The organism is Chromobacterium sp. CV08 (assembly GCF_051129845.1).
In the GTDB taxonomy this organism is placed as follows: domain Bacteria; phylum Pseudomonadota; class Gammaproteobacteria; order Burkholderiales; family Chromobacteriaceae; genus Chromobacterium.
On record NZ_CP150453.1, the window covers coordinates 2,541,091 to 2,566,039 of the forward strand.

The window sequence follows — 24,949 nt, forward strand, 5'->3', positions numbered from 1 at the left end:
GCCGCTACAGTTTTAGGAAGAAGGTCATTTGTATATACCATGGTTGGTGATCATCGAGTAATCGCATATATGCATGTATTACGTAGATTACCATTTGGTTCTCTACGTTCATTAAGCATGATTCCTTCTAGATGGTACCCTGCGCGCTCTGCAACTAACCGACTTGGCCAGTTTTCACTATCTGGAAAACATTCCAAACGGTTTGCGTTCAAGTAAGTGAAGGCGAATTCTGTGATACCCTTTACGGCTTCTGTAATGAGCCCTTTCTTACAAAATCGGGTTCTTCCCCAATAACCAACTTCAAATTTTGGAATGTCCCAATTTATGCGGTGAAGCCCTGTAGCCCCGACAAGTGCGTTATCTGATTTTTGAAAAATTAGCATCGGAAGATCTTTACGTGCAAGGAACGCAGAATGGCAAATTCGGCAATAAGCCTCGGATGAGTCAAGAGAAGGTTCCTCAAGTGACCAAGGCAGTGATGCTGGCCATTTTCTCAATTCGGCTAGAGACTCGATAACAGCCTCATAAACAATTTTTCCATCCCCCGATAGGGGGGAGCGAATAATGAGGCGTTCGGTCTCGAAGTGATCGGGAAAGTTTAGAAGAATCTCTGCCATAGACAGCCTTTTTTAGAATATAAAATAAAAAGCGACGTTAGTCGACATTTTTCCAATTGACATGTTGCTGATTAGGTGGCAATCCGATTTGGTGTTCCGGTTGATGGCACGCAGGATGTCGCCTTTGTTGTCCAAGCAGGGGAAGACTGCTTTTTTGCCGAGGAACAGCAGAACAAGGTCTATCTGTTCAAGTGGTTTGAGTGTGACGACCAATCTGGCGGGACGCCTGACGGGGCTGACTTCAAGGTTCAGAAGTAAGAAGAACCACGCTGGGCTAAAAGGAGAAGCGCAGTAAAACGGACAAGCTTGCACACTAAATGTAAGTTGTGCCCGAATCCGCTATCTCTCGTAGGTAACTGCCACTTGGTCCACTTAATGGGCCGGGTTGGTAAATATTGGGTATTTTTGGCTTTAAAGTTTATTGTGTTGGTTTTGCTCTCCGGATGTAAATGACTCGGACTTTGTCATTGAAAATGCCAGCAAGAAATGAACCAATCTTCAGCTTGATATCGAAGTCCTCATTTTTCGACGTGTAAACCTTCATTTTCACCACGACAGGCCAGCTCCATTTGGATGACTCCATCGATCGGATATAGCATCCGGCATAGTTGGTCTGCAACCAATCCTTGGCCATGTCTCGAGCGATGTTTTCACGTCTCTTGTTTTCGAGAGATGCGCCGTAAATAAATAATGGTGCGATGAGGAGTGTTGGTAAAAATTTCTCCCAGGCCATTTTGTAGTATCTCGCTATGTATGGTTTTCAAGCTAGTATGATCGAATCAACTTGCCAGAATCTCCATCAGCGCAAGCCGGCTTTCGAATCAGACTCTGGGTTTCAAGCTGCCGGTTGTCCGACGTGGGGAGACGGTAGCACCTACTGCTGAGCGGATCAAAGATTCGCACGCATGTAGTTCCGGCAGCTCCCCGAGTCTGGTTTGAAAGACGGGGTTTCGCAGCGCGGTAGGGGCGGCCTGGGGTTGTCTGCGTGCGAACGGGACATGCTAGGTTGGCCCTGCATGTCCCGTTCGCTCAGCGATGGGATTGGTCGCACAATCCTTTTGCCTGTTTGCCAAGCGGAACTGGCATGAAAAACATTATCCGCGAAGCGGATTCCAAAAATATAATAATCGTCTCAATGGGTTGTTTCAACTTCGCAGTAAACGTTGGGCTTCACAAGTTCAGCCCGACCTGCCGTGCTCGTGATGGGAGTAATTGGGCAAATTTTAGATCGTTTGGGCTTAAAAAGATGCTTGATTAATATGTGACATCATCAATTGCATGTGCAACCATTTTTACAAATTCTAAGACTTTCTGTACTTCTGTAATATCAATTGGCCAAAGCTCAATTGGTAGTCCAGGTCTTATATCAGCTTCGTGAGCAATTTTGTTTCTTCTTTCGATGATTAACTCTAATCTTCGTTTGACTTCATCTGCTCGTTGGCCCAATTTATTGGCTACTTCTTTCCATAGTTCTACATTGGAAAAGAGGCGAATGGCGTCAGATATTTTGTCTGGCCTTTGAAAAGATAGGAATGAATGTTTTGTTCGGACCTCTTCCAAAAGAACATCTCTTACATCTGCACCTCGGGAAATTGCGAGTAAGCTGTTGGCCCCGACAGGAAATTTTCGGAGGGCGTCCGTAATGGGTCTTTTCCCCTCGGCAATTTCTGCAATCCTAGTTAAAGATATTTGATGCACATACTGGTCGAGGGCGCTTACTATTTGAACTAGTGTGGAACGTAGTAAGTCGCTTAAATCGATGATGGCTGTAGTACTCTTGGAAAGGTGCAAGTACAGACCAATGTTGTTGTTTATCCTCTCTGTGCTGAGGTTAAATTGCTCTATGGGGGTCATTTTGATGTTAATGTTATCAGGCGGTTTGCTGCGAGATTAAATAATTCATCAAACTCTTGCATTGATTTTTTGGTATTTTTTAAAATGGCCCCGCCTAGTTTAAGCTGATCATCGCTTAGTGCGAAGATGGGTACTTGATGTTCCTGAGATGCGGCGATTAAACTGTTGAAGTCGGACATTTGAATTAGTGGCTTGTCTGGGGTGAAGCCAGCGTCAGTATACTTTTGAGAGTCTAGCAGCATGCCGTTGGAGATGAGAGCTGGTAGAAGTACATCTCTAAGCCCGGCTTCCAATTCATCAATCCAGCGTTGGAAAGCACGAGAGGCCTTGCCATTTCTGGGGCGGTACTTCTGAATTATCGCTCCAAGGAATTTTGGGCTTACCTTAGGGAAAGGGTAGCTCGCTTCAAGCAAAGACTTGCTCTCGCTGGCGATGGAAGACCAATTGCGCCATCTTGGTAAAACAGCCGCTAGTGAGTGAACTGCCATTGTGGAAAAATAGTCTGGATGCATCGGTACAATAAAATAGTCCGAAGTCATTGTCAGGTTTTGATTCATGGGTCCAAGACTAGGGCTCATGTCAACCAGTACGCAATCAATCTTATATTTTTTGGCAGTTATGTCTATCAAGTAGCGCACAGAGCCTGGTAGGTTCCGAAGTGCTCCGAGGGAGCCCGATAGTTCTTGAGCAATGCCTAATGTTACCTCGTACTCGGCTATCCCAATATGACCCGGCAGTAGAAATAAATTCGCCTGATCACCCACTTGAGCGCACGAGACGGGCTTAATAGGGCTTGGCCTGGATTCAAAGGCTGGGGCTAATCCATCACGTAGATTGTAAGGTTGCTTGTCGGATGCAAGTGCCGAAAAATCATCCAATCCCTTGAAACCCATCACCATGCCTGTAAGGTTACATTGGGGATCTGCATCTACTAGAAGGGTTCGTACTCCCTTGGAGGCTAGCTTCCAGCCGAGATTGAAGGCAGTTGTTGTCTTACTAACGCCACCTTTATGGTTAAATAAACTAATAACAGAAGCCATAAGAATTCCTTCTAGGTGTATTGTTTCTTAATTTTGCATTTTAAAGTGCTTAAGGGTTTTCTCTGTCTAGATGGACATAAAATAAAAAGGCATACCGAAGTATGCCTTTTGACTTGTTGCTTTGCAACTTTTACGACATATCAATCCCAGCTCAACGCCCCGCCAGTCTGATACTCGGTCACGCGAGTCTCGAAGAAGTTCTTCTCCTTCTTCAAGTCGATCATCTCGCTCATCCACGGGAAGGGGTTGTTCACGCCCGGGAACAGCTGATCCAGACCGATCTGCTGCATGCGGCGGTTGGCGATGAAGCGCAGGTATTCCTTGAACATGCTGGCGTTCAGGCCCAGCACGCCGCGCGGCATCGTGTCTTCGGCGTAGGCGTATTCCAGCTCCACGGCTTGCTTGAACAGCTCGACGATCTCGGCCTTGAAGCTTTCGGTCCACAGCAGCGGGTTTTCCAGCTTGATGGTGTTGATCAGGTCGATACCGAAGTTGCAGTGCATCGATTCGTCGCGCAGGATGTACTGGTACTGTTCGGCGGCGCCGGTCATCTTGTTTTGGCGGCCCAGCGCCAGGATCTGCACGAAGCCGACGTAGAAGAACAGGCCTTCCATGATGCAGGCGAACACGATCAGCGACTTCAGCAGCTTCTGGTCGTTTTCGACGGTGCCGGTCTTGAATTCCGGGTTGCACAGCACGTCGATGAACGGGATCAGGAATTCGTCCTTGTCGCGGATGGACTTCACTTCGTGGTAGGCGTTGAATACTTCGCCTTCGTCCAGGCCCAGGCTTTCGACGATGTACTGGTAGGCGTGGGTGTGGATGGCTTCGTCAAAGGCCTGGCGCAGCAGGAACTGGCGGCATTCCGGGCTGGTGATCTGGCGGTAGGTGCCCAGCACGATATTGTTGGCGGCCAGGCTGTCGGCGGTGACGAAGAAGCCCAGGTTGCGCTTGACGATGCGCATTTCGTCTTCGGTCAGCTGGCCGGTTTTCCATTGCTCGATGTCGCGCTGCATGTTCACTTCCTGCGGCATCCAGTGGTTGGCGCACTGCGCCAGGTACTTTTCCCAAGCCCACTTGTGCTTGAACGGTACCAGCTGGTTGACGTCGGTCGTGCCGTTGATCACCTTCTTGTCCACCACGTTTACGCGGCCGGTGCCATGGGCGTCCATGGAGGAGGGGGCGGCGGACGGGGCGGGGACGGTGTCTTCGAAGTTCAGCATGGATGCTCCTGATTTCTGGTTTTGCCGCGCCGGGCGCGGCGGTTGCTTATGCGGTTTTGACTGCTTGTTCTTTGCGCAGCTGCGCGGCCTGGGCCGGCTGCAGCTGGTCTTGCCGGTCTATGCGGACCTCGCCCGGCGCCGGCGGGTCCGGCTCCTGTTGCGCGGCCGGCACGGCCACGGCATGGGCGCCGACGTCCACCATGGCGGGGCGGCGGCCGCTGATGCTCTTGCGCAGCAGGTAGTAGGCGGTGGTGCTCATGGCGTCTCCCGGGATTAGAAACGCAGTTGTTGGGCCAGTTGGCGGATCAGCCGGCGTTCGCAGGCTTCCTCTTCCACCTGCTCCTGCAACCGCTTGCGCTGGGCGCGCAGCGCCAGCAGCTGACGGTATTGCAGGTTGGCGGCGGCCAGGTCCTGTTTCAGCGTTTCGATCTCGGTCTGCAACTCCTCCGGCTGGCAGTAGACCACCAGGGTGTCGCCTTCTATCCAGGCCTTGCGCCAGACGCTGCCGCGCGGCAGGCGGCGCGATTCGTTGAAGTAGTCCTTCCACTCGCTGGGCGGCGCCAGGCTCAGCTGCAGATACATATTGAACAGCAGGAACTGCTTGTCGGGGTTGTGCGATTTGTCTTCGCAAAAGCCGGTAATGCTGATGTTTTCAAATGCCTGCATCTGACCCTCCCATACTGCCTGTTGCAAAGCTGCCGGGCCGGCGGCGCCGCTGTCGCGGTTTGCCGCCCTGCCTGGCGGCGGCCTGCGGAGGCGACGCTTCAGGCGTCGCCATCGTGCACTGCATCGGCATCGGTGTCGTACTGCACCACGCCGTCAATCTTCCAGTCGTCGGCTCCGTGGCCGGCGCGGCTAGATGAAACGCCATCGATCTGTAACGATCCGGCCGGACCGCCGCATCGCGGCGGGACCTGTGGTCCGCATCCCGAAACCGCCTGTCGCCAGGCGGCTTGAGGATGGGGAGGCTGGCGGCCTCCCTGGCTGGCGTCGCCTCGCCGGTTTGGTGGAGCACCATCGTTAGATGGTGTCCCAAGAGTGATGCCTCTTTTTCAACGCAATTTAGTTGAAATTGGTTTGAAGAAGAGGGCTGGCTGTATTGCACAGCCAGCACCCCCAAAAATAATTGGTTCAATTACTTCTTGTTGCTTACGGGGTTGAGCTCAAGTGAGCTTTTAATGCGAGGGGCACTAAGAGAGCCCTTCACCGAGTAACCGTTCGATACTGCGAAAACAATTACCCCTCCAATTACCAGCACAACCACTACAGTAACCACAACCAAGCCTATGACGGAAGATTTATCCATGTTGTGATGCGATCCATCACTGGCAGGATTCGCAATCGGGATTGTCGATGCTGCAGAACTTGGCGTCGGTGGCCGGGGTGTTGTCCACCGCGGCGGCCGGAGCCTGTTGCACCTGGCTGGACACGGCGTTCAGCTCGCCGCCGCGGCCGGTGGACTTCTCGGCGCTGGTGGCGGCCAGGGTGCGCAGGTAGTAGGTGGTCTTCAGACCGCGCAGCCAGGCGTGCTTGTACAGCTCGTCCAGTTTCTTGCCGGAGGCGCCGGCCATGTACAGGTTCAGCGACTGGGCCTGGTCGATCCACTTCTGGCGACGGGAGGCCGCTTCCACCAGCCATTTCGGATCCAGCTCGAAGGCGGTGGCGTAGATGGCCTTCAGTTCGGCCGGCACGCGGTCGATCTGGCCCAGGCTGCCATCGAAGTACTTCAGGTCGGCGACCATCACTTCGTCCCACAGGCCGGCTGCCTTCAGGTCGCGCACCAGGTATTCGTTGGTGACGGTGAATTCGCCGGACAGGTTGGATTTGACGAACAGGTTCTGGTAGGTCGGCTCGATGGATGCGGACACGCCGATGATGTTGGCGATGGTCGCGGTCGGGGCGATGGCCAGGCAGTTGCTGTTGCGCATGCCGTGCTGCTTGATGCGCTCGCGCAGCTTGTTCCAGTCCATCCGCTCGGTGCGGTCCACTTCCAGATAGCCGCCGCGTTCGGCCGCCAGCAGGTTCAGGCTGTCGTGCGGCAGGATGCCGCGGTCCCACAGGCTGCCCTTGTACGACGGGTAGCGGCCGCGTTCCTCGGACAGCTCGGTGGAGGCCAGGTAGGCGAAGTAGGCCACCATTTCCATCGATTCGTCGGCGAATTCGACGGCGGCGTTGGAGCCGTACGGCACGCGCTTGATGTGCAGGCAGTCCTGGAAGCCCATCACGCCCATGCCCACCGGACGGTGCTTCAGGTTGGAGTTGCGCGCCTTCTTCACCGGGTAGAAGTTGATGTCGATGACGTTGTCCAGCATGCGCAGCGCGGTGCGGATGGTGCGTTGCAGCTTTTCCGCGTCCAGCGAGCCGTCGGCCTGCAGGTGGGCGGCCAGGTTGACCGAACCCAGGTTGCACACGGCGATCTCGTCTTCATTGGTGTTCAGCGTGATCTCGGTGCACAGGTTGGAGCTGTGTACCACGCCCATGTGCTGTTGCGGGCTGCGGATGTTGCACGGGTCCTTGAAGGTCACCCACGGGTGGCCGGTCTCGAACAGCATGGTCAGCATCTTGCGCCACAGCGACAGCGCCGGGATGCGCTTGTATACCTTCAGCTCGCCGCGCGCGCCGCGGGCTTCGTAGGCGGTGTAGGCCTTTTCGAATGCCTGGCCGAACAGGTCGTGCAGGTCCGGGGTTTCGGACGGGGAGAACAGGCTCCACTCGCCGCCTTCCATCACGCGCTTCATGAACAGGTCCGGAATCCAGTTGGCGGTGTTCATGTCGTGGGTGCGGCGGCGGTCGTCGCCGGTGTTCTTGCGCAATTCGAGGAATTCCTCGATATCGGCGTGCCAGGTCTCCAGGTAGGCGCAGACGGCGCCCTTGCGCTTGCCGCCCTGGTTCACCGCCACGGCGGTGTCGTTGACCACCTTCAGGAACGGCACCACGCCCTGCGATTTGCCGTTGGTGCCCTTGATGTGCGAGCCCATCGCGCGCACCGGGGTCCAGTCGTTGCCCAGGCCGCCGGCGAACTTGGACAGCAGCGCATTGTCCTTGATGCCTTCGTAGATGCCGTCCAGATCGTCGGCGATCGTGGTCAGGTAGCAGCTGGACAGCTGGCTGCGGCGGGTGCCGGAGTTGAACAGCGTCGGGGTGGACGACATGAAGTCGAAGCTGGACAGCACCTTGTAGAATTCCACGGCGCGGGCTTCGCGGTTCACTTCGTTCAGCGCCAGGCCCATGGCGACGCGCATGTAGAAGGCCTGGGGCATTTCGATGCGGGTGCCGTCGATGTGCAGGAAGTAGCGGTCGTACAGCGTCTGCAGGCCCAGGTAGCCGAATTGCAGGTCGCGTTCGGCGTCCAGTGCCGCGCCCAGCTTTTTCAGGTCGTATTCGGCCAGCCGTTCGTCCAGCAGCTCGGCGGCGATGCCCTTCTTGATGTAGTCGGCGAAGTAGGGCGCGTATTGCTTGCCCATTTCGTCCTGGCTGACGGCCTCGCCCAGGATCTCCAGGCGGATGTTGCCCATCAGCAGGCGGGCGGTCACGTAGTCGTAGGCCGGGTCCTGCTCGATCATCGAGCGGGCGGCCAGGATGGCGGACTTGCCCACTTCTTCTTCCGGCACGCCGTCATAGATGTTCTTCAGCGTCTCGCCCAGGATGGCGTCCACGTCGATGCCGGCCAGGTTCTTGCTGGCGGCCTCGATATTGGCGCGCAGACGGGCCACGTCCAGCGGCAGCTTGCGGCCGTCCTTGCGCAGCACGTTGATCTGCACGCTGGTCAGCGCTTCGCCGCGGGCGGCGCGCTCTTGCGAACGCTGTTCGCGGTACAGCACGTAGGCGCGGGCCACGTCGTGCTCGCCGAAACGCATCAGCGACAGTTCGACCTGGTCCTGGATGTCTTCGATGTGGATGGCGCCGCCTTCCGGCTTGCGGCGCATCAGCGCGTTGACCACCTGTTCGGTCAGCTGGGCCACCTTGTCGCGGATGCTGGCGGAGGTGGCGCCTTGCTGACCCATCACCGCCAGGAAAGCCTTGGTCATGGCAATGGAGATCTTGACGGGTTCGAACGGCACCACCGCACCATTGCGACGGATGGTCTTGTACAGGCTGAAATCGGCTTGCGGTGCTGCTTCGCGGCCGAGTTCCGCGGCGGTTTGCCCTTCAAAGGTGGTCAGTTGCATGTATCCCTCGATAAAGAGAAGTTTACGTCCGGCCGCGCTGCGTTCTTGAGGGGCAGGTCGGCTTGTGGACAATTCTGTTGAAAAGCTGTGTGCGGGCTGTGGGTAAACACAAGATGTACCGTTTGCACCGCTGAATCTGCCCAAATTCTAGTGGTGGGGGTGACGTAGTTCAAGTCTTGACTTTAGGCGGGAATCTGGCAGCTGGGGCGGAAAGCCGCGCCGTTATTGGCTTTGCGGCGACAGAAATTTTTTGATGGCCGATTTTGACTTGAAATGCGGCCGTCAGAAAATTGCAGAAAGTCGCCGGAATCCTAGCAGCAGGTGCCCGTGGTTAGGCCGTCACTAGATGTTGTGTCATCAACTGTTGCGTGGCCGCTACGCTGTTGGCGTAAAATTGCGCGGCTGGCGGGTATGGCAGCGGTCGGGGAGAGGGTGGCAAGCCGAAAACACGCCAAAAATGCCAATGACATATCCTTTGTGCCGGTTTTGCGCTCCTGTCCGCATGGTATATGGTGGCCAAGTGTCCGCCATGCCGTATCGGAGCCTGTCATGCCAAGCGTGATGTCGTTCGCCGCCGCGGCCAGCAGCGAGGCGGGGGCAAAGTCCTGTAGCTTGCAAGCCGGCGGCGCCTGCCGTTCGGCCACCCCATGGAGAACGCCATGCCTTCGCCGCGAACGCAGTATATACACGCCCTCCGGTTTTCCAGCCTGACCTCGCTATACGATCCCCTGATCGCGCTGACCGGGCGCGAGCGCCACGTCAAGGAAACCCTGTTGACCATCGCCCGGCTGCAGCCGGGTCACTGCGTGCTGGACGTCGGCTGCGGCACCGGCACGCTGGCGGTGATGGCGGCGCGCAAGGTGCCGGCCATCGCGCTGCACGGCCTGGACGGCGACGCCGAGATCCTGCGCCGCGCCGCGCTGAAGGCGACCGAGGCCGGCGTCGGCCTGCGGCTCAGCCACGCGATGTCGGATCGCATGCCGTACGAGGGCAGGCTGTTCGACAGGGTCCTGTCCAGCCTGTTCTTCCACCACCTGCCGATGGATGGCAAGCGGGCCACGCTGCGCGAGATGCTGAGGGTGCTGAAGCCCGGCGGCGAGCTGGTGATAGGCGATCTGGGCAAGCCGCAGAATGCGCTGATGCGGGTGCTGAGCCTGACCACGCAGTTTCTGGACGGTTTCGAGACCACGCGGGGCAACGTCCAGGGGGTGCTGCCGCGGCTGATGCGGGAGGCGGGCTTCGCCGAGGTGGCGGTGGCGTGTCAGATTCCCACTTTCTACGGCACTGTGGCCATCTACCGCGGCATCCGGCCTTAGCCCGCTGACAAAACCCCCGACCCGGCGTTGCGCCTCCTTGTCGTACTCGCTGTACTGTCTGCGTCGGCGCGTCTTGGCTCAGGCGTTCTGCCAGGTTTTGTCAGCTGTTCTTGGCGCCGGCTTGCGATTTCACGAGCAGCGCAGTCCGGCCCGGCAGGCCGGATGCGTGGCGGCGGACATAGGACCGGAGGGGCTAGGCCTGCGTCTTCCCGCGAGGCGGCCTGTCGGAGGCGGCGCGCGGTTTTGCGGCTTGACGGGCTTGCCGGCAGGCGTCAAACCCTTGCGTGGCAGCGGCCGCGCAGGCGGGTGCAGGCGGCTTGCGGTCCCGGCATGGTTCGCTTGCCGTCCCGGCCGTGCGCGGCCCACTGACGCGCGCTGCCAGGCGGGTTCAATTGCCGGCGGGGTCGGGGAACTTCAGCATGTCCGCCGCGTATTTCTCGCCGACGTATTTGGTGTAGATCTTTTTCAGCGTGCCATCGGTCACCATGCTTTTGACGATCTTTTTCCACATTGCGATCTCCTCCTTGGTGAAGGCTTTTCTGGAGAAGACCAGGTTGTGGATGATGGGCGGATCGGGAAACCAGTCCGCTATCACCACGCGATCCCGGATCATGAACTGGTCGAGATAGAACATGCTGGCCGGCGGCAGGGCCACGATCAGGTCCAGGCGCTTCGTCTGCAGCATCCGGTACAGCTGTTCCTGTTCCGCCACTTCCAGCACGCGATGCTGCGCGCGCAGCGCGTCGATTTCGGTATCGGCGGCCGTGCCGTGCTTGTAGCTGCGGATCACGCCCACCATCTTGCTGCTGGCCTTGAACTGCTCCAGGCTTCTGAACGGCTCGTCCTTGTTGAAGATCACGTAGTTTTTCAGTTGCATGCAGGGAATGAACCAGGCGAATTTTTCCCGGGCGTCGTTCTGTATCCCGCTGCCGGTCATCATCACCGTGCCGTCCTCCAGCTTTTTCCAGATCCTGGCCCTGGGCATGTACTCCAGCTGGAATTCCCGTCCGCTCCGCTTGGCCAACTCGTTGGCGATGTCCTTGTCTATGCCGGCCTTGGTGGCATCGTTATACAAATAACCCAGCTCATATAAGGCAAAACTTATCGGTTTGGTATCGGCGTAAGTCGTCGATGCCGCATTTATGCCGATAATGCATGCAAATATGCTGGGAAGAACACTCGGCTTTCCAAAATTCATACGTTTCTCCCGCGACCTCAGCCACTTCCGATTGCCACCTTATATCCGTATCGAATTTGGTTTTCCATTTTTGATCTATCTGGTTTTTATGATCGAAATTTTGATAAGTGTATGAATGTTTTAGGAATATTTCCGATAAATATCGCCGGTTCGGCGCCTTGCTTCGGCCGTGAAACTGATTTCTGTTCGCCGCGCCTAGGAATGATCCTAAAAACCGTCGCTGACGCATCGTGGGCTGGGCCGCTGTGTTGTCCTTCACGTCGGGCCTGCTTGCGGCGTTACGGCCCGGCGGTGGGCGTGGTCGGGGAGGCCGCGAGCGGGGGCGGGTGATCCGTCCGTTGATGCTGTCACGGATGGCCGACGCTTCCGGCGACGCGAGGATTCGCGGCGCGCGCTGGTCGAAGCGGCCCGGCCATATTGAGGCAACATCGGTTTCCAGGAGTGTAAATGTCATCAGGCGCGGATATCCGGCAACAGTCGTCGGCGCTGCCGCTGTTCATCGGCTTCACCGAGGCGGGCGAGGCGGGCTTGCATTTGTTGCATGACTGGGAGGATTACAGGCATTGGCTTTGCGCGGTGATTCCAGATCCGCTGGAGCAATCGTTCTTCGCCTGCCATTGCCGTTTGCAGGCCGCCGTTCAGCGCTATTTCGACAGCGGTGGCGAGGCTTGCCTGGTCTATTCTGTGGCGACGTACTCGGAGGTGTTCAGCTATTCGGCCGCCGGTTTGCAGTCGGCGCTGTGCTCGGACGAAATGTTCTACCGGATCACGCGTCAACCCGGCATCACCGCGCTGGCGGTGCCGGATCTGTCGGTGCTCGACGACGGCAGCGCCGATGCCGGCGACGAGTTCATCAAGGCATGGCACCGGATGCTGGCATTCTGCCGATGCCTGCGGATGCCGTTCAGCGTGCAGGATGTGCCCAGCCATCCGGACGCGGCGCGAATCTGCGTGGCGCTGGCCAGGGAAACGCTGGGGGCCGAATACTGCATCGCGCACTGGCGATAAGGGGCTTGGCGGCGTATCCCCGGCGACGGAGCGGTGGGGGGCTCGGGCTGTTGTTGCCGAAGACGCGGCAGGCGGAGCCCGGATCGTCGATTGGAGATCGCACCGGACCCGAACCCCGTCGATGTGGATGGCCGGCTGGCCTCGGCCGGCCGCGGCTGACCTTATTCCGTCATCAGGCGGTAGAACGGCTCCTCCCGCAGGGCCTGGCTTTGCGCCTCGCCGCCATCGCGGTCGCTGCGCAACTCGTTGCGATAGCTGACATATCGCCAGCCGTCGGGACGCACATCCGACTCCGGATAGTGTCCGGGCTCGATCCCTTGTTCGAACAGGCTGTTCTCCAGATTCTCGATGAAGTGCCGGGTCTTGTTCAAGGCCGCGGCGCTGTAGATCGAGTCCGCTTGATCAGGCTTCACATACAGCGTGATTTGCGCGCCGGCCCCGACGCGGGCTTGGTGGTCGACGCGCGCCATATCGGTGACTTTCCACTTGTCTATCGGGCTGTCGTCGGAAAACAGCAGGCCGGTCAGCGCCTGAAACGCTTGCGGCACTTGTTCGCTGTGGATGCTGATATGGAACTTGTCGCCGGCGAACTCGCCCAGGTTCTGCGGATTTTCGCGGCGGGCGTGCATGAAGACATCGCCGCCATGGTTTTCCATCCGGAAACCGTTGCTGACGGCCGAGAAACCGCTTTGACGCATGCCGGCATAGTCCGGCGCATGAAACGCCTGTCGAAAACTCGGCAGCGGCAGTTCCCGCATTTGCTTGCGCAGGCCGTCAAAATGGCTGTGCAGCTGCTCGCGGGTCGAGGGCGCGTTTTTCTCCATCGGAGAGCTGAAATCCAGAGGCGTCAGGTTCAGTTTGAATTTGGGTCGGATCGGCATGGTGGGCGCTCAAGGGAAAACCGGATATTCCATTGCCGTGTCGACTTTCTCTTTCAGAAAATGTCCATTCAATAACGGTTGCGACGGCTGCCGCGGCGGCGCTAGCTCAGACGCTGGACCGGCACGGGATGCGCCGCCGCGCATCGGCCGTTTTTTGAAAGTGGATCTTCGGACCGCCTGATATAAGAGCCCGTTCAACGTCTTTTGCGGCAGCAGCCAGCTCTGCCGGATACCGGGCGGCCAAAGCGGCTTGCCGCAGCGCATTCACTGCAACAGACGTTTGACAATGCCATGTGCCGGCAGAAAACGGCCCCGGAGGGCAGCCCACGACAGCTTGATGCGGCGCCTGGGCCCTCCCGGTATCGGTGGTTTTCAATGACTTATTTTTGGAGCGTCAAGACATGTATGGAATTACAGCTTCGGGCGGTTTGAACACGATCCAGAGCCATGCGCCTGAGCATTCCTCGGTGGGGGAAAGCAAGCGGCTGGAAGTGGCGGATTTGAAAAAGACGATGCGGCCGGAGGACTTGAAGGCCAGAGGGGCGGCGATATCCGAGTTGTCCAAGCTTGCGCCGAGCAATGGCATGAACTTGTGGAAGGTCAATGTCGACGGGGCGGAGCTGCATCTGCTGGGAACGATGCACAGGGAAGGCATCATCCAGGACAAGCATCATGGCGTTGAGCTGTTGAATCTCGTCCGGGACAAGAAATTCGATGTGGTCTACCTGGAAGTGCCGGGCAACTCGACCGGGAAAAGCCTGGATGAGCTGGCCGGGCAGGTCCAGGAGGTGCGGAAAGGCCGCGAGCAGCTGGCATCGGCGCAGGAGGGCGGGAAGCGGGCCGATATCCTCCGCGCGGAGATGAGGTTGAAGCAGTACGAGTCGGTTTGCGAGATCAACAAGGCGCCATACGACGATTTGTTCCTCAGCGCGGCGGGCAAGGTCGAATATCTTGAAACGGCCGATTCGCGGGTCCAGCTCGCCAATCATTACAAGGATGACGGGGACCAGGTCAGGACTTATCGCCAGGGCGGGGAGACGACGGACGCGGATCATGGCGACGACACGTTCATGACCGGTAACGAGAACGCCAGCTTCCTCGAATATGGCCAAAGGCTCGCGGAAGAGGGGAACGATTACGCCTGTTGCGAGGCGCGGAGCAATCAATGGCTGAGCGACAAGTTTTTTGACAACAAGGGCGATTACGAGAACCGGAACATCCTCTGGGTGGTTGGTGCCAATCACATCCCCGGGCTGCTGGTGACGCTGCAGGCGATTGGCGGCGACGGGGTGAGTTTCGAGCCGGTGCTGCCTCGCGGGCAGTAACGGAGGAGTCGATACCCAAAGCATTTCAGGATCATGCAGCGGATCCCATGCCTGTGTGCCCCTCATGACCGGATCCGCGAGCAGATCAGGACGCCAACACTCCTGGCGGCCTGGTCGCCAAGGAAGTGAGCGGCGTTTCACTGATAACGACGTGCCGTAGCGGCAGATGTTCCCTTGAACGTACAGAAGCCCGTATCTACAGCCAAGGGCGGCTCGCCATCCCTCCATGCTCCATTTGGTATTCAATGCGTCTTCCTAACGCTGCCTCTATGCCTGATGTTGCTGGACGATCATAGGGGACGGCCATGCCATTAAAAAAAGAATTTTAAGATTGGTCTTATTTCGGGTGGGGCATGTGAAAAATAAAATTTGTTGAACGCTACTTGAGAGGAGTTGATGTTGATGGAAGATCACGCGGCTATCGACGGATTGACGAAAATCCTTATATCTACTTCTGAAAAAGGAAAGGATATCAGCCCTTTTCTACTTCGCCGCGTAGACAATCTCTTGAAGGCGGCACAAGCCAAGCAAACGGATAGGCGCAAACTCCATGTCTTAATTGTTGCACGAGCTAAGTGTAGAAAAATAATAGCAGAAACCAGAGCGGGATGGCCGAGCAAATTAGCCAAGCAAGATGTATGTCTGCTGATCAAAGCATTTAGAGATAACTTGACAAGCAAATGTGCCAAAAGCTTAACTTAACCAATCGATTAAGCTCAAGCATTCTGAGTCGGTTTTGTTTTAATGCTTTGCGGTGAAAATTCATATCGCAGGCCAACTTATCTTTTCCTCCGCGTCGTAGTGATGAAAGATGGGCGTGAAAATTTCTCCCCCAATTTTTTCATCATTTGTGCGGAGCTTTTCCAGGCAAGCGCAACAAGAGGCGCTTTCAACCCACGAAATTGGGGCCACCCGCCGGTTACGAAGCTTCGACCGGCCTGGCAGACGTTGAGCTCCCGGACGACGTCGTCGGCCTCGGCGGCGAGCCGGGAAGCATCGTCTCCATCCACGGCAGAAAGGTCGGCTGGCGTCGCCACTGCGGCAAGTACCAAACAGCCTAATGGGATGTCCTGCGTGGCGACTGCTCCGGCTTTGGGACTTGATGGAAGGGGGGAAGCGGAGTGCCCTAAAATTTGGGGCAGATTTGGGGCACGCTAAACCACTTAAACCCGTCTTGGGCGCTGAGCGTGCCCAAAAGGAAAACCGCCGAAACCCGCACCACGTCTAGACTGTACGTGGATTAATGCGGATTTCGGCGGCTAGTATTTGGCGGAAGCGGTGAGATTCGAACTCACGGTGGGCTCGCACCCACGACGGTTTTCAAGACCGTTGCATTAAACCACTCTGCCACGCTTCCTTAATTCGGTAAGAGCCCGCAATTCTATAGCGAATCGCCGTTTCTGCCTAGAGGGCGGCGGCGTTGGCGGCCAGCATTTCCGCCGCGTGCTCGCGCGTGGTCTGCGTCAGCTCGGCGCCGCCCAGCATGCGGGCGATTTCCAGCACCCGCTGTTCGGCGTCCAGCGGCGCGATGCGGCTGAGCACCTGGCCCTTGTGCTCGCGCTTGCTGACCTGCCAGTGATGGCGGCCGCAGGACGCGACCTGCGGCAGGTGGGTGATGCACAGCACCTGGTAGCGCTGGCCCAGCTCGCGCAGCATGTGGCCTATCACCTCGGCCACCCGGCCGCCTATGCCGACGTCCACTTCGTCGAAGATCAGTGTCGGCACGCTGGCCACCTGGCTGATCACCACTTGCATCGCCAGGCTGATGCGCGACAGCTCGCCGCCGGAGGCCACCTTGGCCAGCGGGCGCAGGCTGGTGCCGGCGTTGGCCGCCACCAGGTATTCTATCGACTCCATGCCGTGGGCGCCCGGTTCGGCCAGCGCCGACAGCTCGATGGCGAAGCGGGCGCCGCCCATCGCCAGCCGCTGCATTTCCTTGCCGATGCGCTCGGACAGCTCGCTGGCGGCCTGGCGGCGCTTGGCGGACAGCGCCTCGGCCAGCGTGCGGTAGCGGGCCAGGCTGGCGGCCTCGGCCACGCTGAGCGCCTCGACGTCGACGCTGGCTTCCAGCGCGGCCAGCTGCTGCTGCCAGTCGGCCAGTTTGTCGGCCAGGTCGGCCGGCTGCACGCGGTATTTGCGCGCGGCGCTCATCAACAGGTCCAGCCGGCGTTCCATCTCGGCCAGCTGGCTCGGGTCCTGCTCGATGTCGCTGGCGTAGTCGCGCAGGCTGTACACCACTTCGCGCAATTCGGCGTCCACCGAGTCCAGCAGCGACAGCGTGTCGGCGAGTCTGGGGTCGAGGTTGGCCAGCTTGGACAGCCGGTTCTGCACATGGGCCAGCTGCGTCAGGCAGCTGTTGTCCTGTTCGGACAGCATGTCCACCGCCAGCTCGGCGCTTTGCACCAGTTCGGCGGAGTGGGAGAGGCGGGTGTGGTTCTGGCTCAGCGCGTTCCATTCGTCCGGCTGCAGGTTCAGCTCGCTCAGTTCGCCTATCTGCCAGGTCAGCCGCTCGCGCTCCACTTCCGATTCGCGCGACAGCCGTTCGGCGTCCTGGCGCGCCTGGCGCGCCGCCTGCCATTCCTGCCATACCTTGTGGGTGTCGCGCGCCAGCGCGGTGGAGCCGGCGTAGGCGTCCAGCAGCTGGCGCTGGGTTTCGCTTTTCATCAGCGACTGGTGGGCGTGCTGGCCGTGGATGTCGACCAGGAACTCGCCCAGCTGCTTCAGCTGGGCCAGCGTCGCCGCCTGGCCGTTGATGAAGCTCTTGGAGCGGCCGCTTCGGTCCACCAGTCGGCGCAGCAGCAGCACGCCTTCGTCGCCGGCCAGCTCGTTGCCGGCCAGCCAGGCCTCCACTTCGGGGCGCCGTTCTATCGAGAATTCGGCGGTGATTTCGGCGCGCTCGGCGCCTTCGCGCACCTGGGCGCCTTCGGCACGGTCGCCGAGCAGCAGGCCCAGGGCGTCGAGCATGATGGATTTGCCGGCGCCGGTCTCGCCGGTCAGTACGGTGAAGCCGGCGGCGAAGTCCAGCGCGATGCTGTCGACGATGACGAAATCCTTGACGGTCAGCGAGAGAAGCATGGTGTGGTCTGTTCCGTTCAGATCAGGCGCTCGCCCCAGTGCAGCTTGTGGCGCAGCATGTCGTAGTAGTTGTAGCCCTCGGGGTGCAGGATGCGCAGCGGGTTGCGGTAGCGGCGGATCAGCACCCGGTCCATTTCCATCAGGTCGCAGTGCAGCTGGCCGTCGAAGTGCACGCGCGCGTCCAGGCCGCGGGTCAGCATGAACTCCACCTCACAGGAGTCGTTGACGGCGATCGGACGGTTGGACAGCGACTGCGGGCAGATCGGCACCAGCGCGATGGCTTGCAGCGTCGGGTGCAGGATGGGGCCACCCGAGGCCAGCGAGTAGGCGGTGGAGCCGGTGGGGGTGGACACGATCAGGCCGTCGGAGCGCTGGCTGTAGACGAACTGGTTGTCGATGAAGACTTCGAATTCGATCATCGAGCCCACCGCGCCGCGGCTGAACACCACGTCGTTGAAGGCCAGCGCGCTGGCCACCTCGGCCTCCTCGCGGACGACGGCGGCCTGCAGCAGGATGCGGTCTTCCGGCACGAACTGGCCGTGCAGGATGGCGTCGATGGAGCTGAGCATCTCGTGCAGCGGGATGTCGGTCATGAAGCCCAGCCGGCCCTGGTTGATGCCGACCAGCGGCACGCGGTACGGCGCCAGCAGCCGGGCTATCGACAGCATGGTGCCGTCGCCGCCGAGCACGATGCAGAGATCGGCCAGCTTGCCCATGTCGTTGCGGTCTATCAGCACGTGGCCGTTGGCTTCGTCCGGGCCCACGCTTTCCTTGTCGATCAGCACCGTGGCGCCGCCGGCGGCCAGGTGGTCGGCCAGCAGCAACAGCGACGGCGTGATGCCGGGCTTGCTGTGGCGGGCTACCAGGCAAATATGTTTGAACAATCGTTCCATGCGGCGATTCTACTGGGTCGGCGGCGTTTCTGTGAGGGAAATATCCTTGTTGCGCTTTTTGCCTGTGGCTTCAAGCGCTTTCAGATAGAAGCGGATCAGGTCGGCCAGCGAGTCCACGCCCAGTTTGCTGAACAGATTGGCGCGGTGCACTTCGATGGTGCGCGGCGACAGATCGAGCTCGCGGGCGATCTCCTTGCTGGACAGGCCGTCGGCCACCAGCTCCAGCACCTCGCGCTCGCGGCCGCTGATGCGGGACAGCTGGGTCATCACTTCCTGGGTTTCCTCTTCCTGCTGGTGCTGCTGGATGCTGATCAGGATGCACTTGCGCAGGCTGGAGATCAGCCGCGCCTGGTCGATCGGCTTGGTCAGGAAGTCGTTGGCGCCGTTCTGGAAGGCCCGGCGGCACTGTTCGATGTCGCCGTGGCCGGTGATGAAGACGATGGGAATGTGGATGCCGCGCTCCAGCAGCTGTTCCTGCAGCGCGAGGCCGGTGATCTGCGGCATGCGGATGTCCAGCACCAGGCAACAGATCTGGTTGCCCTGGTAGTCGTCGAGAAACTCCATCGCGTTGGGATAGGTGACGGTGCGCATACCCTGGGCCGTGATCAGCATGGCCAGGGAGTCCAGTACCGCCGTGTCGTCGTCCACGATGAAGACGGTCGGGGTGGTGTTTTGCATCAGGCTTCTACTCCGGAAGGTACGGCCATGCTGCGCGCCGCGCATGGCAGGTCGATGATGAACTCCGCGCCGGATCCGGGCTTGTTGCCGGCGCTCAACTTGCCGCCGAAAGCTTCGATCGCGGTCTGGCAGATCGCCAGGCCCAGCCCCATGCCGTTGGGCTTGGTGCTGAAGAACGGGTCGAAGATCCGATCCAGCTTGTCGGCCGGAATGCCGCTGCCGTTGTCGCTGATGATCAGCTGCACCCGCTCTCCTTGCTTGCGGGTGGTGATGTTCAGCCGCCCCCATGGCCGGGTGTGCTCCATGGCTTCCACCGCGTTGCGCGCCAAGTTCAGCACCACTTGTTCCAACTGGATAGTGTCAGCGTATACCACTGGCAACTCGGGCGCGAAGTTTTGCTCAATATGGATGTCGTGATCCTGCAATTCGTAATCCAGCAGGGACAGCGCGTTGTGAACAGCCTGATTCAACTGTACCGGCACCAGTTGCTGGTTCTTGCGGGTGACGAATTCGCGCAGTCGGTGGATGATGCGGCCGGCGCGGTCGGCCTGATTGACCGACGAGGTCAGCGCGCGGCGCAGCATGGCCATGTCGATCTCGTCGTCGTCCAGCAGGCTGAGGCCGGCCTGGCAGTAGCTCATGATGGCCGACAGCGGCTGGTTGATCTCGTGGGCGATGCCGGAGGCCATCTCGCCCATGGTGTTGATGCGGGCCACCCGCGCCAGTTCCATCTCGTGCTGTCTCAGCCGGGTCTCGCTCGCTTCCAGCGCGGCCAGCATGCGGCGGCGTATCGGCGCGGTGTCGCGGAAGGTGAGCACGGCGCCTATCAGCTGGCCGTTGCGGCCGAGCAACGGCGCCACCGCGCCCTCCACCAGCAGTTTCTCGCCGCTGTGGCGCTTCAGGTAGCAGTTTTGCGCCAGGTGGACCACTTGCCGGCTGGCGATCGCCTGCTCCATCGGGTCCTGCGTCGGTTGGCGCGAGAATTCGTAATGCAGCGGCGCCACCTGCTGCAGCCGGCGTTGCAGCGCCTGGGCGGCGGGCAGGCCCAGCAGCGTTTCCGCCGCCGGGTTCAGGTACTGGATGATCTGGCGGGTGTCGACGCTGATCACCGCGTCGCCGATGCCGCGCAGCGCCACGCTGGCGTATTCGCGCTCGCGAAAGATGTCGTCCTGTATCTGCTCGCGCGCCTGGCGGTTGTATTCCAGCAGCGACAGCGCCGTCCACAGCAGATAGGCGGGGACCAGCGCGAACAGCATGCACAGCGCCAGTTCGGCGGCGGAGAGGCGCTCGAACTGCAGCTGCCGCTCCAGCACCAGCTCGTAGGGCAGCGACGGCAGGGCGCTGCGATGACTGAGCCGAGGCAGCAGCCGGGCCAGCCGTCCGCCGTCGCGCTCGGCCACCAGGCGCAGCGGCGCCGCCTCGCCGTCCCGGCGCAGCAGTTGCACCGAATAACGAGCGGCCTGCGACGGCGGCAGGGCCAGCAGCGGCTTCAGGTAGAGCACTTGCATCACCACGCCGGCGGCCTGCTCGATGCGCACCATGGGCACGGGCGACGGCGGCGCGGCCTTGTAGACGGTCTGGAACAGCGCGATGCCGAATTCGCCGTTGCGCAGCCGCAGCGTCGGCGACACGGCCTGCATATGGCCGAGCGCCCGGTTGATCGACGAGGACAGCACGCTGTCGTTCAGCAGGTCCAGACCCATCTCGCGCCAGTCGGCCGAGCCCAGTCCTGGTTCGGCCATGCTCAGCGGCAGATAGCGCGAGCGCGGCGGGGCCGGGCGCCAGGCGGCCGGGTCGCGCCAGTCGTTGCGCTGGCCGTGCAGGTAGTCGCGGATGGCGTAGCGCTTGCCTAGGCGCTGCGACAGGCGGGTCTCGAAGTCGGCCCGCTGCTCCTGGGCTATCAGCGGCTGGTAGCCGATGAAATAAAGCTGGGGCTGGCTCTGGCCGGCGGTGAGCGCCAGCGCGCGGATGCGGTCCTGGCTGTCGCCGCGGGCGAGGCCGGCGATGTCGGCCGCCTCAGCCTGCAGCAGTTCGCTGCCGCGCAGCCGATGGCTGCTGTTTTGCAGCAGTTGCTCGGCCGCCTGGTGGAAGGCCTGGCGTTGCTGGCGCAGATCCTGCAGCAGCGCATGGGCCAGCAGCAGGCCGAAAGCCAGCAGCCAGCACAGGGCGCCCAGCCATTTGCTGCGTGTCGTGGAGGCGCGCAGCAACTGCAGATGGATCTTGAGCGCGCGAAGGGGGGAGGGGCGGGGCACTTCGACGTCTGGCATGCTTCTGGTTTCGATGAATGCGGGTATGGGGCTCGTGCCGCAGGACGGCCGACATTATACCGGCCGCATTCAGTTTTGCGCCTCCGGGTTTTGCAGCAGATGGGAAAATTTTCGCCGGATCTTGGCCAGCTTCGGCGATATCACCAGCTGGCAGTAGTTCTGCTGCGCGTTCTGCCGGTAGTAGTCCTGATGGTAGTCCTCGGCCGGATAGAAGCGCGGCGCCGGCGCGAGCCGGGTGACGATGGGATCGGCGAACACCTGCTCCCGCTCCAGCTCGGCGATGGTGCCGGCGGCGGTTTCGCGCTGGACTTCGTCCAGGTGGAAGATGACCGAGGCGTACTGGCTGCCGACGTCGTGGCCCTGGCGATCCAGCGTGGTCGGATCGTGCACGGCGAAGAAGACCTGCAGCAGCGTGGCGTAGTCGACGACGGCCGGATCGTATTCGATCTCCACCACTTCGACGTGGCCGGTGGCGCCGGAGCAGACCGCCCGGTAGTCCGGATCGTCGACATGGCCGCCGCAGTAGCCGGACACCACGCGCCGCACGCCCTTCAGGCCGGAGAAGGCCGCTTCCAGGCACCAGAAGCAGCCGCCGCCCAAAATCGCTTTTTCCATGATTCCTCCGTGGATGGTTAACCGTGCCGCGCCGCCGCCTGGCGGAGCGCGGCGTCGCCGAACAGCTGACAAGCCAGTCTGACGGTTTCGGCCTGGATTGTCACGGTGTCGGCGATGGGATCGGCGTAGCCGCCGCCCATCGCCACCACCAGCGCCGTGTCGTGGCGCCGGCAGGCCTCCATCACCAGCCGGTCGCGCGCCGCCAGCCCTTCGAACGACAGCGCCAGCCGGCCCAGCCGGTCGCCGCGGTAGGGGTCGGCGCCGGCCAGGTAGAACACCAGGTCGGGCCGCGCGGCGGCGAAGACGCGCGGCAGCGCGTCCCGCAGCGTGTCCAGATAGGCCGCGTCGCCGGTGCCGTCGGGCAGGTCGATGTCCAGCGAGCCGGCGACGCGCCGGAACGGGAAATTGCGCTCGCCGTGCATCGAGAAGGTGAAGATGCGCGGCTCGCCGGCGGCGATGGCCGCGGTGCCGTCGCCCTGGTGCACGTCGAGGTCGATGACCAGGACGCGGCGGGCGAGCGCCTCGTCCAGCATCAGCAGCGCGGCCACGGCGATGTCGTTGAACACGCAGAAGCCGGCGCCGCCGTCGCGGCAGGCATGGTGGGTGCCGCCGGCCAGATTGACGCCGCAGCCTTGCTGCAGCGCAGTGCGGCTGGCGGCGATGGTGGCGCCGACCGAGCGGCGGCTGCGCTCGGCCAGCTGAGGCGACCATGGCAGGCCGATCTCGCGCTGGGCGCGGGCGTCCAGCGAGCCGTCCTCTACCGCGGCGACATAGTCCGGATCGTGGGCGCGGGCCAGTTCGTACGGCGTGGCCGCGGCGGCGACTTCCATCCACGGCGCGGCCCAGACGGCCACCCGCTCCGCCAGCAGCCGGTATTTCTCGGCCGGAAAACGGTGGCCGGCCGGCAGCGGCAAAGGGAAGGCGTCGGTGCGGTACAGGCGCATCGGTCTACAAGGGCTGGATCAGCGCGAAGCGCGGCACCCGTTCGCCCTCATGTTCCACCGTCTCGTCGAACATCGCCGCCGGGCGGGCCCACAGGCCGTAATCGCCGTACAGCGCGCGGTACATCACCATGGGCTCCTGGGTCTCCGAATGCTTGGCGACGCCCAGCACCTGGTAGAGCTGGCGGTTGCGGAAGTGCTGATAGATTCCGGGAGACGGCATGCGGGCTTCCTGTGTGGATTGGGAACGGGCGCCGAGGATGCCGCAGCCGGCCGGCAGCGTCAAGACGCGTCGCTGCTCCAGTAGTAGACATGAAAGTCCTGGTCCTGGACGAAGCCCAGCCGTTCGTATAGCTGCTGTGCGCGCAGATTGTCGTGGGCGGTCTGCAGCATGATCTGGCCGCCGCCGAGATCGCGCGCATACTGCTGGCAGCGCGCTATCAGCTGGGCGCCTATGCCCAGGCTGCGCGCTTCCGGCGCCACGAACAGGTCGTGCAGCATCCAGCACGGTTGCAGCGTCAGCGAGGAAAAGCCGGCGTACATCAGGGCGAAGCCTTGAGGACGGTTGCCGACGCTGGCCAGGAAAGCCACGGCCTGGCGCCGGCGCAGCCGCTCGCCCAGGTATTCCAGGCAGGCTTCGGGAGGCTGGCTCACCCGGTAGAAGGCGAGGTAGGCGGTGAACAGCGGCAGCCAGCTGCCGACCGATTCCGGCGTGGCGATGGTGAGGTTGGCGCTCAATCGATAATCTCCGTCATGTTTTTATCCGCGCTGCGTTACAATAACGCCCTTTTTCAGCAGGTTAGATAATGAAGCTGGTGCTTGCCCCGATGGAAGGGTTGGTTGACGATGTGATGCGCGACGTGTTGAGCCGCATCGGCGGCATCGATCTGTGCGTCACCGAGTTCGTGCGCGTCACCTCGGTGCTGCTGCCGACGCGTACCTTCATGCGGCTGGCGCCGGAGCTGGCGAACGCCGGCAAGACCCGCGCCGGCGTGCCGGTCCGGGTGCAGCTGCTGGGCTCGGACGCGGCCTGTCTGGCCGAAAACGGCGCCAAGGCGGCCAGCCTCGGCGCGCCCGGCGTTGATCTGAATTTCGGCTGTCCAGCGCCCACTGTCAACCGTCATCGCGGCGGCGCGGTGTTGTTGAACGAACCGGAGCTGTTGCATGAGATCGTCGGCGCGGTGCGGCGAGCGGTGCCGGCCGCCACGCCGGTCACCGCCAAGATGCGGCTGGGCTACGAGGACAAGAGCCGGGCGCTGGAGTGCGCCCAGGCCATCGCCAGCGCCGGCGCCGACGAATTGACGGTGCACGGGCGGACCAAGGTCGAGGGTTACCGGCCGCCGGCCCACTGGGACTGGATCGCCCGCATCCGCGAGGCGGTGGCCATACCGGTGACGGCCAACGGCGAGGTCTGGACGCTGGACGACTATCGCGCGATCCGAGCCGACAGCGGCTGCGACACGGTGATGATAGGCCGCGGCCTGGTGGCCTGTCCGGATCTGGCGCTGCGCATCGCCGGCGGCGGTCCCGCCGAGCCGATGCGCTGGGACGCCATGCTGCCGTGGGTGAGGGATTTCTTCGGCCAATGCCGCGACAAGTCCGGCGAGAACCGCTACCCGGTGGCGCGGCTGAAGCAGTGGCTGGGCCTGCTGAAGCGCACCTGGCCGGAGGCCGGCTATTTGTTCGATGAAATCCGCCGCGAGCAAGAGCCTGAAATCATTGATGATATTCTGATGGCAAAATTGGGTAAGTAGATATACTCATACCGGAAATCGGGAACAGTTGTTAACATGAAATGGTGTCCTGTTTTGGTAAAACAGGGCTCTGTAATTTCTGCCGGCCAGCTCGG

23 protein-coding genes and 1 tRNA gene are annotated in these 24,949 nt (G+C 60.8%); 5 read left to right on the forward strand and 19 right to left on the reverse strand.

Annotation, left to right across the window (positions count from 1 at the left end; all coding sequences use genetic code 11):
• Positions 1-50 precede the first annotated feature (50 nt).
• The 8 genes from WNM05_RS11860 to WNM05_RS11895 all read right to left on the reverse strand — a co-directional run bounded on the left by WNM05_RS11860 (position 51) and on the right by WNM05_RS11895 (position 8,903).
• Positions 51-617 (reverse strand): GNAT family N-acetyltransferase, encoded by a 567-nt coding sequence (locus WNM05_RS11860; RefSeq protein ID WP_434626828.1) that lies wholly within the window; start codon positions 615-617, stop codon positions 51-53.
• Between the two features lie 418 nt (positions 618-1,035).
• The gene (locus WNM05_RS11865) at positions 1,036-1,350 is read right to left on the reverse strand and encodes a hypothetical protein (RefSeq protein ID WP_434626830.1); all 315 of its coding nucleotides are present in this window, start codon (positions 1,348-1,350) and stop codon (positions 1,036-1,038) included.
• Positions 1,351-1,871: 521 nt separating this feature from the next.
• On the reverse strand, positions 1,872-2,471 hold the full coding sequence (locus tag WNM05_RS11870) for a HEPN domain-containing protein (protein WP_434626832.1): 600 nt from the start codon (positions 2,469-2,471) through the stop codon (positions 1,872-1,874).
• Positions 2,468-3,511 (reverse strand): ParA family protein, encoded by a 1,044-nt coding sequence (locus tag WNM05_RS11875; RefSeq protein WP_434626834.1) that lies wholly within the window; start codon positions 3,509-3,511, stop codon positions 2,468-2,470. Before WNM05_RS11875 ends, WNM05_RS11870 begins: the two co-directional genes overlap by 4 nt.
• A 140-nt stretch (positions 3,512-3,651) precedes the next feature.
• Positions 3,652-4,734 carry a ribonucleotide-diphosphate reductase subunit beta gene (locus WNM05_RS11880; protein ID WP_434626836.1) on the reverse strand — a complete coding sequence of 361 codons (1,083 nt, stop codon included), beginning with the start codon at positions 4,732-4,734 and terminating at the stop codon, positions 3,652-3,654.
• Between the two features lie 46 nt (positions 4,735-4,780).
• Entirely contained in the window at positions 4,781-4,993 is a 213-nt protein-coding gene (locus WNM05_RS11885) for a hypothetical protein (RefSeq protein WP_434626837.1), read from the reverse strand.
• Between the two features lie 14 nt (positions 4,994-5,007).
• Positions 5,008-5,400, reverse strand: a complete 393-nt coding sequence (locus tag WNM05_RS11890; protein ID WP_434626839.1) for a hypothetical protein — start codon at positions 5,398-5,400, stop codon at positions 5,008-5,010.
• Between the two features lie 656 nt (positions 5,401-6,056).
• Entirely contained in the window at positions 6,057-8,903 is a 2,847-nt protein-coding gene (locus WNM05_RS11895; protein ID WP_434626841.1) for a ribonucleoside-diphosphate reductase subunit alpha, read from the reverse strand.
• 659 nt (positions 8,904-9,562) lie between these two features.
• Here WNM05_RS11895 and WNM05_RS11900 point away from each other — a divergent pair.
• A complete protein-coding gene (locus tag WNM05_RS11900) occupies positions 9,563-10,219 on the forward strand; it encodes a class I SAM-dependent methyltransferase (protein WP_434626843.1) in 657 nt (218 codons plus the stop codon).
• A gap of 388 nt (positions 10,220-10,607) precedes the next feature.
• Here the strand turns inward: WNM05_RS11900 and WNM05_RS11905 are convergent, their stop codons facing one another.
• Positions 10,608-11,294, reverse strand: a complete 687-nt coding sequence (locus WNM05_RS11905) for a substrate-binding periplasmic protein (protein WP_434626845.1) — start codon at positions 11,292-11,294, stop codon at positions 10,608-10,610.
• 570 nt (positions 11,295-11,864) lie between these two features.
• Between WNM05_RS11905 and WNM05_RS11910 the strand changes: the two genes are divergently transcribed.
• Entirely contained in the window at positions 11,865-12,425 is a 561-nt protein-coding gene (locus tag WNM05_RS11910; protein ID WP_434626847.1) for a hypothetical protein, read from the forward strand.
• Between the two features lie 161 nt (positions 12,426-12,586).
• On the opposite strand, the gene WNM05_RS11915 is transcribed toward WNM05_RS11910, so the two are convergent.
• The gene (locus tag WNM05_RS11915) at positions 12,587-13,306 is read right to left on the reverse strand and encodes a type III secretion system effector phosphothreonine lyase (protein WP_434626849.1); all 720 of its coding nucleotides are present in this window, start codon (positions 13,304-13,306) and stop codon (positions 12,587-12,589) included.
• 401 nt (positions 13,307-13,707) lie between these two features.
• Here WNM05_RS11915 and WNM05_RS11920 point away from each other — a divergent pair, with 401 nt between their 5' ends.
• Positions 13,708-14,631 (forward strand): hypothetical protein, encoded by a 924-nt coding sequence (locus WNM05_RS11920; RefSeq protein ID WP_434626851.1) that lies wholly within the window; start codon positions 13,708-13,710, stop codon positions 14,629-14,631.
• 402 nt (positions 14,632-15,033) lie between these two features.
• Complete coding sequence (locus tag WNM05_RS11925; protein WP_434626853.1) at positions 15,034-15,333, forward strand: hypothetical protein; 300 nt, start codon at positions 15,034-15,036, stop codon at positions 15,331-15,333.
• A 565-nt stretch (positions 15,334-15,898) separates the two neighbouring features.
• Here the strand turns inward: WNM05_RS11925 and WNM05_RS11930 are convergent.
• The 9 genes from WNM05_RS11930 to WNM05_RS11970 form a co-directional block, all read right to left on the reverse strand.
• A tRNA-Ser gene (locus tag WNM05_RS11930) sits at positions 15,899-15,988 on the reverse strand.
• Between the two features lie 47 nt (positions 15,989-16,035).
• A complete protein-coding gene (gene recN / locus WNM05_RS11935) occupies positions 16,036-17,706 on the reverse strand; it encodes a DNA repair protein RecN (RefSeq protein WP_434626855.1) in 1,671 nt (556 codons plus the stop codon).
• Positions 17,707-17,723: 17 nt separating this feature from the next.
• Positions 17,724-18,599 (reverse strand): NAD kinase, encoded by an 876-nt coding sequence (locus tag WNM05_RS11940; RefSeq protein WP_434626857.1) that lies wholly within the window; start codon positions 18,597-18,599, stop codon positions 17,724-17,726.
• A 9-nt stretch (positions 18,600-18,608) separates the two neighbouring features.
• Entirely contained in the window at positions 18,609-19,277 is a 669-nt protein-coding gene (locus WNM05_RS11945) for a response regulator transcription factor (protein WP_101708329.1), read from the reverse strand.
• Positions 19,277-21,544 carry an ATP-binding protein gene (locus tag WNM05_RS11950; protein WP_434626859.1) on the reverse strand — a complete coding sequence of 756 codons (2,268 nt, stop codon included), beginning with the start codon at positions 21,542-21,544 and terminating at the stop codon, positions 19,277-19,279. The genes WNM05_RS11945 and WNM05_RS11950 overlap by 1 nt, the downstream gene beginning before the upstream one ends.
• 69 nt (positions 21,545-21,613) lie before the next feature.
• The gene (gene msrA / locus WNM05_RS11955; protein WP_434626861.1) at positions 21,614-22,159 is read right to left on the reverse strand and encodes a peptide-methionine (S)-S-oxide reductase MsrA; all 546 of its coding nucleotides are present in this window, start codon (positions 22,157-22,159) and stop codon (positions 21,614-21,616) included.
• Positions 22,160-22,176: 17 nt separating this feature from the next.
• Entirely contained in the window at positions 22,177-23,103 is a 927-nt protein-coding gene (locus WNM05_RS11960) for a histone deacetylase family protein (RefSeq protein WP_434626863.1), read from the reverse strand.
• Positions 23,104-23,107: 4 nt separating this feature from the next.
• A complete protein-coding gene (locus tag WNM05_RS11965; RefSeq protein WP_434626865.1) occupies positions 23,108-23,323 on the reverse strand; it encodes a DUF1653 domain-containing protein in 216 nt (71 codons plus the stop codon).
• Between the two features lie 59 nt (positions 23,324-23,382).
• Positions 23,383-23,838: a GNAT family N-acetyltransferase gene (locus WNM05_RS11970; protein WP_434626867.1), complete on the reverse strand. Its 456-nt coding sequence runs from the start codon at positions 23,836-23,838 to the stop codon at positions 23,383-23,385.
• Positions 23,839-23,906: 68 nt separating this feature from the next.
• Between WNM05_RS11970 and WNM05_RS11975 the strand changes: the two genes are divergently transcribed.
• On the forward strand, positions 23,907-24,854 hold the full coding sequence (locus WNM05_RS11975) for a tRNA dihydrouridine synthase (RefSeq protein WP_434626869.1): 948 nt from the start codon (positions 23,907-23,909) through the stop codon (positions 24,852-24,854).
• The last annotated feature ends 95 nt before the right edge of the window (positions 24,855-24,949 follow it).